Here is an 11,724-nt window from a genome sequence, read left to right on the forward strand (position 1 = left end):
ATCATCCCAAACATCTTTTTTTAAACCTTCAATTTCTGCTAATCTTTGTGCGTCAAAAACATGACCCATACCACAATTATATGATGCCATTGCAAATTTGGTTCGTTGAATAGAATCCGGAATATGTTCAAAATTCTTCCATATTCGTTTCAAATATTTGGTCCCTCCTTTTATACTTTGTTCTGGATCTGACCTATTCGTTACGCCAAGTTCTTTAGCTGTATTTGGCATTAATTGCATTAACCCAGATGCTTTTGCCCAAGAACTTACTCTTGGATCAAACTTTGACTCTTGATAAACTTGAGAAGCCACCAGCCTCCAATCCCAATTTAATACTTTTGAGTGTTTTTTTATTAGACCATCGTAAGGACTTATTTGCTGATTGTTTAAACTATAAAAATTACTTTTTATTCGTCTTCTGAAGTATTTCTTGTTTTTGAAATACTTATTATAAATAACATTAAAGTCTATTTTTCTTTTTATTTGTTTTAACCAATTGTTTGTAGCGTTTAATAAATTTTGAGAGTCATGCCTTGTTGCCCAAGCTATACGTTGAGAGAAACTAACAGGAACCTTTACATCTAAAATCGGATAATAGGTTGCCATAATACTAGCAATGTTATTATCCGCAATGGTATATTTAATGTCGCCATTAACAACTTTTTCAATTATTTCATCGGTCGCCAGCTCTCCGGACAATAAGTTTATATGTATTGTCCCCCCTAACTCATCAGATAAATTATATATTCTTTCTTTATAAGACGTCATACTTCTAATAGAAATGGTATCTCCTAATAAATCTATGGTGTCATGCACTAATGCCTTTTTTAAATTTGTCCAAGACATACCTCGCCAATTATCAGGCTTTTTTTGTACCAAAACCTGTTTTGTCAAATACAAATGATTAGAAAAAGAAACTTCCTCTTTTCTATCGGTGGTAATCGTTAATCCATGAGCTATAATATCGCCTTCTCCATTATTCAATTTTTCAAAAAGCTCATTTATATTATTTACAACTATCATTTCTAAATCGACATCTAGATACTCGGCAAATCGTTCTAGTAATTCAAATTCATAGCCCATTGGGCGTCCTTTATATAGAAAATAAGATGTTCCACTATATACCGTTAGAGCTCTTAAAGTCCCAGATGCTTTAATTTGCTCTAAATCCCATTTGTTGTTAAATTCTGTTATTTCACTTTTGTTTATTGAATCTTTTTCACAACCGAAAAAAAGAAACAAAACAAGGTAAATTAACCTTCTGATTATATTTAAACCAATTCTATTTTTCATTAAAAATTTATTGATAAACTCTTATATAATCAACCACCATAGCACTTTCTTCAAAAGAAGCGTCTATATCTGATTCAATAGCTATATTAAGTAATAAATATTGATCTGAAATAAATGGCCATGTACTTGAATCTTTAGTCGCAGGCGCGTAGGTATAATACACTAATCCATCAACACTAAACACCAATTTATCTTCATACCATTCAACTCCATAGATATGAAATTGGTTTGAAACATTTTCTAAAACTTTACCTCCAAGATTCCCAACATCATCTCCAGCACTAGCTGCAGTATGGACTGCACTTTGAATATGATTTTGGTTTTTTCCCCAATGCTCTAAAATGTCAACTTCGCCACAAACGGGCCAATACGTAGTACCAAAGCCTTGTTTTTGCCAATAAGCACCAGGTTCATCTATGTTTTTATTTAGCATCCAAATAGCTGGCCAAGTGCCAATCCCAAAAGGTAATTTTGCCTTTACTTCTACCCGACCATAAGTAAATGCGAATTTTGAATTTAATCTGGCCGATGTATATTCTTTAATTTCTCCTTGATCATTAAATATTTCTTTTTTAGCAACAATATTTAAAAAACCATCTTTTACATATGAATTTTCTATTCGATTAGTGTAATGATTTATTAAGCCACCATACCAATCTCCACCAGCAGGCAATTGCGTTTGATGAAACCATTTCTCTGAATTTATGGGGCCGTTGTCATCGAATTCATCTGACCAAACTAATGTATCAAATGTTGCATTTGACTTAGCACAATGTGTTGTTGAAAAGGAAATAAATAGTAATAATATTAGTAAAATTTGTTGGCGCATATTTAGATTATTAAGAAAATAATATTCTAAATATACAGTATACTTAATATTTAAAAAAATAAAATGACTAGGAAAGCCTTTTCTAAAATCGACTCAAATCAATCTCATTAATAGCGCCGTGAGAATCATGAGCTACCACTACCCCATTTTTAATAACCAAAAGCTGTGGTGATTGATGGATGACTTGAAACTTATAGCCTACTTCATTGGAAACATCTCGATAACTCAACAAATCTAAATAGTATAAGTCTAAATCATTTTCGGTTAAATTATAAGCACTAACAAATTGATTCATTACCATTCTACTGATACCGCATCTTGTGGAATGTTTAAAAATCACTTGAGTTTTTGTACTGGATTTCTCGGTTATAGTGTCAAGTTGCTCTAATTCACTCAAAGTAATCCAAGGTAACACTTTTTCTTCTTTTGGTTCAGATGAACCACCAAACAATTTATTTATTAATCCCATAATCAATATTCAATTTTTTTCATTCCTTAGTATCGAGGAAAGTTATTCTTTTCATTAATTCTTTTAATAAGTCGAGGCTTTCTCTTAACCTTACAAACCGACAAAAAGTCATTAAAAACAAGGCTTAAACAGACATTCTGTCGTCAAAAACAGGTTGGTAAGATTTTTGACTTTATCCAGTTGTAAAGTAAAAGAATAAAACAATATGAACTTAAATAATTATACAACAAAATCGCAAGAAGCTATACAGCAAGCTCAGCAGATTGCTCAGGGTTTCGGACATCAACAAATAGAGAATGAACACCTTTTTAAAGGCATCTTAGAAGTTGATGAAAACGTATTGCCATTCCTTTTGAAAAAACTGAATGTAAATATTAATATGCTTCAACAAGCTTTAGATAAACAATTAGAAAGCTTTTCTAAAGTTACTGGTGGCGAACTTATGTTATCTCGCGAAGCTGGAAAAACACTAAACGAAGCGTCTATCATTGCTAAAAACATGAAAGATGATTTTGTATCTATTGAACATTTGATTCTGGCTGTTTTTAAATCGAAAAGCAAAATAGCGCAAATGCTAAAAGACCAAGGCATTACCGAAAAGACATTAAATATCACGATACAGGAATTACGTAAAGGTGAAAACGTAACCTCTCAAAGTCAAGAGGAAACTTACAATGCGCTTAATAAATATGCTAAAAACTTAAATCAACTAGCCAAGGATGGTAAACTAGACCCCGTTATTGGACGTGATGAAGAAATACGCAGAATACTTCAAATTTTATCGCGAAGAACTAAAAATAATCCCATTCTAGTGGGTGAACCAGGAACTGGAAAAACCGCTATTGCAGAAGGTTTAGCGCATAGAATTATTGATGGTGATATTCCCGAAAATTTAAAGAATAAGCAAATTTTTGCTCTAGACATGGGATCACTTATTGCTGGTGCGAAGTACAAAGGTGAATTTGAAGAGCGTTTAAAAGCCGTTATAAAAGAAGTTACCACTAGTGATGGTGATATCGTGTTATTTATTGATGAAATACACACGCTTGTTGGTGCTGGTGGCGGACAAGGTGCTATGGATGCAGCCAATATTTTAAAACCAGCCTTGGCTCGTGGGGAACTGCGTGCTATTGGAGCAACGACTTTAGATGAATATCAAAAATACTTTGAAAAAGACAAAGCTTTAGAGCGTCGTTTTCAAAAAGTAATGGTGAATGAGCCTGATACAGAAAGTGCTATTTCAATTCTTAGAGGTATTAAAGAAAAGTATGAAACGCACCATAAAGTACGTATAAAAGACGAATCTATTATTGGTGCGGTAGAACTTTCAACACGATATATTACAAATCGATTTTTACCAGATAAGGCTATTGATTTAATGGATGAAGCCGCTGCGAAATTGCGTATGGAAATCAATTCTAAACCCGAAGAATTGGATGTTTTGGATAGAAAAATCATGCAGTTGGAAATAGAAATTGAAGCTATTAAACGTGAGAAAGATGAAACAAAATTAAAATCACTTCGTGAAGATTTAGCTAATATTAAAGAAACCAGAAATGCGCTAAATGCTAAATGGAAGTCTGAAAAAGAGGTTGTAGACAATATTCAAAATACAAAACAGGATATTGAAAACTTTAAATTAGAAGCTGAAAAAGCAGAACGAGAAGGTGATTATGGTAAAGTAGCAGAGTTGCGCTATGGAAAAATTAAAGAAGCCCAAGAACAACTAGAAATCTATCAAAAGAAACTAGATGAACAATCTGAAACGTCTTTAATAAAAGAAGAGGTGACTTATGATGATATTGCTGAAGTTGTAGCAAAATGGACAGGAATTCCTGTTACCAAAATGATACAAAGCGAACGCGAAAAGCTTTTAAAATTAGAGGATGAATTACATAAACGTGTAGTTGGGCAAGACGAAGCTATCGAAGCTGTTAGTGATGCTGTTAGAAGAAGTCGTTCGGGTTTACAAAATCCAAAAAAACCGATAGGAACCTTCTTGTTTTTAGGAACTACTGGTGTTGGTAAAACAGAACTTGCAAAAGCATTAGCTGAATACTTATTTGACGACGAAAATGCCATGACCAGAATTGATATGAGTGAATATCAAGAACGCCATGCCGTAAGTAGATTAGTAGGTGCGCCTCCAGGATATATAGGTTATGAAGAAGGTGGACAACTTACAGAAGCCGTAAGACGTAAACCATATTCTGTAGTGCTGTTAGATGAAATTGAGAAAGCACACCCAGATACATTTAATATCTTATTGCAAGTGTTAGACGAGGGCCATTTAACAGATAATAAAGGCCGTGTGGCTGATTTTAAAAACACGATTATCATCATGACCTCCAATATTGGAAGTACGCTTATACATGAACGTTTTGAGGCAACTAAAGACATAGATTCTGCTATTGAAGCTGCAAAAGTTGATGTATTAGCTCTTTTAAAGCAAACAGTGCGCCCTGAGTTCTTAAACAGAATTGACGATACGGTTATGTTTACCCCATTAAGCAAGGAAAATATTGTTGAAATAGTTGGCTTACAAATTAAAAGTATCACAAAAATGATAGCAGAACAGGGTATTACTTTTGATGCCACACCAGAAGCTATAAAGTATTTAGCTGAGAAAGGCTTTAATCCTGAATATGGTGCTAGACCAGTAAAAAGAGTTATTCAGAAAGAAGTTTTAAATACGTTGAGTAAAGAAATACTAGCTGGAAAAGTAACTACAGATAGCATTATTTTACTAGATGCCTTTGATGATGAGTTGGTTTTTAGAAATGAAAGTGACCTAGTTAAAGAAGAATATTAAAATTTATTAGACCTTATTTGTAACAAATTGTTTTATAAATAGTCTATTAATTGGTTGGTTAGTTGAAAAGCAACATGAATCTTATAATGAGATGATTGTTGCTTTTCCTTTGTTATTAAAATTAAGCTATTCGCAGGTTAAAAGCATATTTCATTTTAAAACTAAATAACATAGTGATGATATGTTTAACCAACTAAAAACAAATATGGTTTTAAATTTATCAATCGAACACACTTTTTTACCGTTTATCTAGTTATTACATAAAATGATTTACCGTTAATCTAAAACTGGCATGTTTATATTGATTAATTCATATAAATTAATATTTTCGCTAGGATGTTTGCCCCAAACAATACATTAAATTAAACGAAATCTAAATTTTTCGTTCCCTAACGATTTAATTTTTAACTTATAAATCCTACTTATATCAATGGATATCTCCAATTTTATAGATTATACATTATTAAAACCTTCTACAACTGAACATGAAATTATTGAATTATGCAATGAAGCTAAAGTAAATGGCTTTTATAGTGTTTGTATAAGTAGTTGCTATGTATCATTAGCGAAACAATTACTAAAAGGATCCGATGTTAAAGTAGTCACTGTTGTTGGATTTCCGATGGGTAGTATGTCTACACTATCTAAAGTCTTTGAAGCTGAAAATGGTATTAAAAATGGGGCTGATGAAATTGACATGGTTATCAACCTTGGATATTTAAAAAGCAGAAACTTTGTGTCTGTTTTAAAAGATATCAGCGATGTGAAATTAGCCATAGGAAAAATACCTTTAAAAGTTACTATTGAAATTTCTGAGTTAAACAAAAATGAAATTATAAAAGTTTCTGAAATATGCTTGGATGCTAAAGCTGATTTCATTAAAACATCCACGGGTTTCTCAAAAAGTGGTGCAACATTAGCTGCTGTAAAAATCATCAAAAAAACAGTAAGAGATAAAGCTAGAATACAAGCATCTGGTGGTATTGTAGATTTTGACACGGCGCTAAAGTATATCGATGTGCGTGCTGACAGAATAGGTACATCGAAGTTAATAAAAAATAAAAACAACAAGAGACAAATTAGAAACACCAAAGTTTACAAAGCGTATACCGAAACTATCTTACACTAGGGTTTAATCAAAAAAGACATATCACTGAAAAAAATTAAGAATTAGAAATATTGTTTTTCTTAATTAAAACTTAATTCAAAATAGCATTTCAGCTAAATATGGATTGATTTCAATATCTGTGACAATAGTTTGAATATTGACTAATTCACCTGAAACTAAAGCAATAGCCTTTAATCTAGCTTACCATTTACTAAAAGCTGAAATAGAATTGGGTTTAATATATTACTTACCAACCGTTGCGAACATTTAAACTATTATTTATAGCGAATCTAGTATTCCACAAATAATAAAAAACTGACTTAAATCATAGTTTCAAAGTCGTTTTTATGTACATCTTAGCATTTTATAAATTATTGTCAAATAATCGTTTTTATTTAAAAATAATCTTAATTTTAACATGATTATGAAACCTTTAAACACCTATATAGACCACACACTACTTAAGCCGACGGCTACAAAAAGCGACATAGTAAAACTTTGTAAAGAAGCTAAAGAATATAAGTTTTTTTCCGTTTGTATTAATAGTTGCTATGTGGCACTGGCGAAGTCAGAATTAGAAAATAGTAAGATAAAAGTGTGCAGCGTCATTGGGTTTCCACTTGGAGCCATGAGCACTCAAGCCAAAGTTGAAGAAGCTAAATCAGCATTAGTTAATGGTGCCGATGAGATTGATATGGTTATTAATATAGGTTTACTAAAAAGTAAAGATTTTGATGCCGTTTGGAACGATATTGAATCCGTTAAAAAAATAATGCCTGATAATACTCTAAAAGTGATTTTGGAAACTTGCTATCTTGAAGAAGATGAAATTATTAAAGCGAGTGAACTTGCTATTCAAAGTGCCGCAGATTTTATAAAAACTTCAACAGGTTTTGGAACTGGAGGCGCTACGATTCATGATGTAAAGCTTATGAAAAGTGTAGCAAAAAATAATGCTAAAATAAAAGCTTCTGGAGGTATTAAAGATGCTAAAACCGCTTTGGAATATATTAATATTGGTGTTGAACGTTTAGGCACATCGTCTGGAATTGCAATACTTACTAATGATAAATCATCAAATTCAAATTATTAAAAAATGAGTGTACATATTGAAGCTAAAAAAGGGGAAATTGCTAAAACTATTCTATTACCAGGAGACCCGTTAAGAGCTAAATGGATTGCTGAAACGTTTTTAGAAGACCCTGTTTGCTTTAACAAGGTTAGAGGCATGTTTGGGTTTACAGGTAGTTACCAAGGAAAATTAGTTTCTGTCATGGGAACTGGTATGGGTGTGCCTTCTATATCAATTTATGCTCACGAACTCATTACAGAGTATGGCGTTAAAAATTTAATTCGTGTTGGAAGTGCAGGTTCTTATCAAAAGGAAGTGAAAATTAGAGATATCGTTTTGGCTATGGCAGCATCTTCAAATTCTGGACTAAACGAGCTCCGTTTTGGCGGTGCAGATTATGCACCTACTGCTAATTTTGAGTTATTTCAAAAAGCGGTAGAAGCCGCTAAAGCAAACAATATTCCTATAAAAGCGGGTAATATTTTTACTTCGGATGAGTTTTATGCTGACGATTTCGAGTCTTATAAAAAATGGTCGAAGTTTGGCGTACTTTGTGTAGAAATGGAAACTGCGGGTTTATATACCGTTGCTGCAAAACACAATGTTAATGCTTTATCAATTTTAACAATTGCTGATTCTCTGGTAACAGGAGAACGAACAACTAGTAAAGAACGTGAAACCACATTTAAAGATATGATCGAAATCGCTTTAAAATTAGCTTAAGTTATAGGGATACACATATATTTTCTAGATCAATTTTTGAAAGTAATTCTAATGCGTTAATTTCAAATTTCAAATCTAAATTTTATAAAACTGAATCATTACCTTTGGGTTTGACAACTTGTTTGGGTATTAAATATTGATACAATTAAATGGTAATTGAGCCAGTTTATTGGTTTGATTAAGGTTAAGAACTGGGGTTTTTGAAATTTCTACTAATTCACTTAGACCTTTTTCTGTTTCTTCAGTTATTTTATTACAACCTATTTTTATGAATGCAATAACTACTAATATTATCTTTTTCATAATTTTTCATTTTAACCTAACCACCCTTCTCTATCTAAACTTCTATATTGAATCGCTTCACTAATATGTGAGCCATTTACGTCGCTAACTCCCTCTAAATCGGCAATAGTTCTAGATACTTTCAAAATCCTATCATAAGCACGAGCTGATAAATTTAAACGCTCCATGGCGGTTTTTAAAAGCTGCTTTGAATCTTCATCTAAAACACAATACTTTCTAATTTGTTTCACATTCATTTGCGCATTATAATGCACTTTATCAGAATCTTCAAATCGTTTGGTTTGAATTTTTCTGGCTTTTGTAACGCGTTTTCTAATTTCTACAGAGGACTCCCCTTTTCTATCATCCGATAGTTTTTCAAAAGGTACAGGCGTAACTTCAATATGAATATCAATACGATCTAACAACGGACCAGAAACTTTACTTAAATACCGTTGCATTTCAGCAGGACTAGATGTTATTGGGGAATCGGGATCATTAAAATAACCGCTTGGACTCGGGTTCATACTCGCCACTAACATAAACGACGATGGATAAGTTACCGTAAACTTGGCTCTAGAAATTGTGACTTCCCTGTCTTCTAATGGTTGTCGCATAACCTCTAAAACTTCACGCTTAAATTCGGGCAATTCATCTAAAAATAAAACCCCATTGTGAGACATAGAAATTTCTCCAGGTTGCGGATAACTTCCACCTCCGACCAGCGCAACATTTGAAATTGTGTGGTGTGGGCTTCTAAACGGACGTTGCGCCATTAATCCTGTGTCTTTTACACGACCAACTACAGAATGTATCTTAGTCGTTTCCAAAGCTTCATGTAATGTCATAGGTGGTAAAATACTGGGTAAACGCTTTGCGAGCATAGTCTTACCAGCTCCCGGAGGTCCTATTAAAATTATATTATGACCACCAGCCGCTGCAATCTCCATACAACGCTTTATGCCTTCTTGCCCTTTTACATCAGAGAAATCAAATTCAGGAAAGTCCAGATTTTTCTCAAATTCTTCACGTGTATCAATTATAGTTTGTTCTAAAGGCTCTCCCTTATCAAAATAATTAATGACTTGCTCAATATTATCTACACCATAAACTTCAAGATTGTCAACTATGGCTGCTTCTTTTGCATTTTGGGATGGAAGAATAAATCCTTTAAACCCTTCTTCTCTAGCTTTTACAGCAATTGGTAAAGCGCCTTTTATAGGTTGTAAACTTCCATCTAATGAAAGTTCTCCCATTATTAGATATTTATCTAAATCTTCGGCTTTAATTTGATCTGTCGATGCTAAAATACCTAACGCTAAAGTCAAATCATACGCAGAACCTTCTTTACGCAAATCTGCGGGCGACATATTAATAATAATCTTTTTTCCAGGAATTCTGTAGCCATTATTCTGAAGCGCAGCCGCAATTCTAAAATTACTCTCTTTAATAGCATTATCAGGTAAACCCACTAAGTGATAGCCTACTCCTTTATCTACATTGACTTCGACGATAACGGTTGAAGCCTCAACACCGAATACAGCGCTAGCAAAAACTTTTTTAAGCATAATTTTTGTTTACTGCTTAAATGTAAGAAATGTATTTGAAATTATATAAATGAAATGTTATCAATTAAATTTTAACTGGATATCATAAAACCATAGCATAATGAAAACAAAATCTAATCAACCCGAAATAAAATTCGGGTTGTATAATTATTTGAGTAATTCACTTAATTTTTCACTACACAATACTTTCCAATAATTTCAACCAATTTAAAACAAATTCGTTATATTTGCTAGGACATAACGATTAGTAAATGATTAGTATAAAAGAAGCTATTACTTCAATAAAATTAAACGTTAATCCTCTTTTAAAAAAAACTACCAAATCAGTTGAAAAAGCTGGTGGCTATGTATTATTTGAAGATATATACTCCCCTATAAACATGCCGCCTTTCAGACAATCTGCTATGGATGGTTATGCTTTGAATTTACATGATGGCTTAACTTATACATTAATTGGAGAAATAAAAGCTGGAGATGGTCATCAACCTGATTTAAAAATAGGAGACGCTGTTAGAATATTTACAGGTGCTCCTGTGCCAGATTCTGCAAATTCTATAATGATGCAGGAAAAGGTGAAATCGGACGGTAATTTTATCACTATAGAACATCAAATTTCAATTGAACATAACATTCGGCCTTTTGGTGAACAGGTTAGAGCAGGAGATATTGCCTTGAAAAAAGGCACCAAATTAACACCTGCAGCCATAGGCTATTTAATCTCTTTAGGAATCAAAACAGTTTCTGTTTTTAAAAAACCAAATATTGCCATTGTTACTACCGGTAATGAATTGATTGAAGCTGGACAAAAGTTAAGCTATGGTAAGATTTACGAAAGCAATTCAAAAATGTTGTTGAGCGCGCTTTACGGTTTGAAATTTTATGATGTAACGTTGCACAAAGTTGAAGATGTATACAGTAAAACTGTTGAAAAACTAAATGCTGTTATTAAAGAAAATGATCTGGTTCTCATCACAGGTGGTATTTCAGTAGGAGACTACGATTTTGTTGGAAAAGCACTTAAAGAATTAGAAGTAGAAGAACTTTTTTATAAAGTAAAACAGAAACCTGGAAAGCCCTTATTCTATGGAAAAAAGGGTGATACTCAAATTTTCGCTTTACCAGGAAACCCTGCTGCTGCCCTATCCTGTTTTTATGTTTATGTGTATATCGCATTGCAAAAAATGATGAATCGTGATATTCTAGAGTTACCTCGAATTGAAGCCATATCAAAATCAAATTTTGAAAAGAAAGGCGATAGACCTCAATTTCTAAAAGCTATCTATAAAAATGGTGAAGTTGAAATTTTAGAAGGACAAAACTCTTCTATGTTGCAAACTTTCGCACTATCTAATGCTTTGGTTTACGCTCCTGAAACAATTACAAAAATTGTAGAAGGTGATAGTATTGAAGTGATACAATTACCTCTTTAAGCAATTATTATGGGCTATAAAATAAAAAGTAGAATATGGATTGAATCTGAAGACAAAGTCCTTCTTGGCGAAGGTCGTGTGCATTTATTAAAAGCTATTCAAGAAATGGGCTCCCTGTCTAAAGCAGCAAAATCTTTA

Annotated in this window: 10 protein-coding genes; 5 read left to right on the forward strand and 5 right to left on the reverse strand. The window is 32.7% G+C overall.

The window, feature by feature from the left end:
- From QZ260_RS03280 to ytxJ, 3 genes are all read right to left on the reverse strand, one after another.
- Positions 1–1,242 (reverse strand): transporter substrate-binding domain-containing protein (locus QZ260_RS03280; RefSeq protein ID WP_295982681.1); only part of this gene is annotated, 1,242 nt, incomplete at its 3' end.
- A gap of 58 nt (positions 1,243–1,300) precedes the next feature.
- Positions 1,301–2,122, reverse strand: a complete 822-nt coding sequence (locus QZ260_RS03285) for a glycoside hydrolase family 16 protein (RefSeq protein WP_295982684.1) — start codon at positions 2,120–2,122, stop codon at positions 1,301–1,303.
- Between the two features lie 82 nt (positions 2,123–2,204).
- Positions 2,205–2,591, reverse strand: a complete 387-nt coding sequence (ytxJ, locus tag QZ260_RS03290) for a bacillithiol system redox-active protein YtxJ (protein ID WP_295982686.1) — start codon at positions 2,589–2,591, stop codon at positions 2,205–2,207.
- Between the two features lie 205 nt (positions 2,592–2,796).
- On the opposite strand from ytxJ, the gene clpB reads away from it, so the two are divergent.
- The 4 genes from clpB to deoD all read left to right on the forward strand — a co-directional run bounded on the left by clpB (position 2,797) and on the right by deoD (position 8,306).
- A complete protein-coding gene (gene clpB, locus QZ260_RS03295; protein ID WP_295982688.1) occupies positions 2,797–5,403 on the forward strand; it encodes an ATP-dependent chaperone ClpB in 2,607 nt (868 codons plus the stop codon).
- Between the two features lie 430 nt (positions 5,404–5,833).
- On the forward strand, positions 5,834–6,532 hold the full coding sequence (gene deoC / locus QZ260_RS03300; protein ID WP_295982690.1) for a deoxyribose-phosphate aldolase: 699 nt from the start codon (positions 5,834–5,836) through the stop codon (positions 6,530–6,532).
- 403 nt (positions 6,533–6,935) lie between these two features.
- Positions 6,936–7,604: a deoxyribose-phosphate aldolase gene (gene deoC / locus QZ260_RS03305; protein ID WP_295982693.1), complete on the forward strand. Its 669-nt coding sequence runs from the start codon at positions 6,936–6,938 to the stop codon at positions 7,602–7,604.
- Positions 7,605–7,607: 3 nt separating this feature from the next.
- On the forward strand, positions 7,608–8,306 hold the full coding sequence (deoD, locus tag QZ260_RS03310) for a purine-nucleoside phosphorylase (RefSeq protein ID WP_295982696.1): 699 nt from the start codon (positions 7,608–7,610) through the stop codon (positions 8,304–8,306).
- Positions 8,307–8,435: 129 nt separating this feature from the next.
- On the opposite strand, the gene QZ260_RS03315 is transcribed toward deoD, so the two are convergent.
- Both QZ260_RS03315 and QZ260_RS03320 read right to left on the reverse strand, forming a co-directional pair.
- On the reverse strand, positions 8,436–8,609 hold the full coding sequence (locus tag QZ260_RS03315) for a hypothetical protein (protein ID WP_295982701.1): 174 nt from the start codon (positions 8,607–8,609) through the stop codon (positions 8,436–8,438).
- 11 nt (positions 8,610–8,620) lie between these two features.
- Complete coding sequence (locus tag QZ260_RS03320) at positions 8,621–10,156, reverse strand: YifB family Mg chelatase-like AAA ATPase (RefSeq protein WP_295982703.1); 1,536 nt, start codon at positions 10,154–10,156, stop codon at positions 8,621–8,623.
- Positions 10,157–10,407: 251 nt separating this feature from the next.
- Here QZ260_RS03320 and QZ260_RS03325 point away from each other — a divergent pair, with 251 nt between their 5' ends.
- Positions 10,408–11,586 carry a molybdopterin molybdotransferase MoeA gene (locus tag QZ260_RS03325; RefSeq protein ID WP_295982706.1) on the forward strand — a complete coding sequence of 393 codons (1,179 nt, stop codon included), beginning with the start codon at positions 10,408–10,410 and terminating at the stop codon, positions 11,584–11,586.
- Positions 11,587–11,724 lie beyond the last annotated feature (138 nt).

Origin of the sequence: uncultured Algibacter sp. (genome assembly GCF_905480415.1) — a bacterium.
In the GTDB taxonomy this organism is placed as follows: Bacteria; Bacteroidota; Bacteroidia; order Flavobacteriales; family Flavobacteriaceae; genus Algibacter_B.